This window comes from Phormidium sp. CCY1219 (assembly GCF_035615515.1).
Classification (GTDB): domain Bacteria; phylum Cyanobacteriota; class Cyanobacteriia; order Cyanobacteriales; family Laspinemataceae; genus CCY1219.
Genome location: NZ_JAJENT010000912.1, coordinates 1 through 358 on the forward strand (window position 1 = coordinate 1; position 358 = coordinate 358).

A 358-nucleotide genomic window follows, 5' to 3' on the forward strand; every position below is an offset into this window, starting at 1 on the left:
CTTGGGTTTGCACTCGGATATTGTAACTAGATTTAGTTTCAAAGTCCGGGGAACTGTTGATTTGCAGTTGGTCGCCAACAATGGTGAAGGCTGCGTTATCGGTGTCTCCGGTACCTGTCGCTAAACTGTAGGTAAAGGTATCTCCAGTATCGGGGTCGGTGGTGGAGAAGGTGCCGACTGCGGTGTTCGCCCCTACGTTTTCGTCGATGGCGTTGCTGCTGAGGGCGAGGTCTGTAGGGGGGGAGTTAGGGCTGTCTAACTTCCATAGCTCTTCGCCGTTAGTGCCGTCGTCGGCTCTAAAGTACAGGGTGCCGTTGATGTTGGTTAAATCGTTGGGAAATGAGTTACCCGAACCAGT

1 protein-coding gene is annotated in these 358 nt (G+C 52.5%); it reads right to left on the reverse strand.

What is annotated here, in order from left to right:
- Window positions 1-358: hypothetical protein (locus tag LKK83_RS29925; RefSeq protein WP_324635121.1), on the reverse strand; the 358-nt coding region annotated here is incomplete at both ends.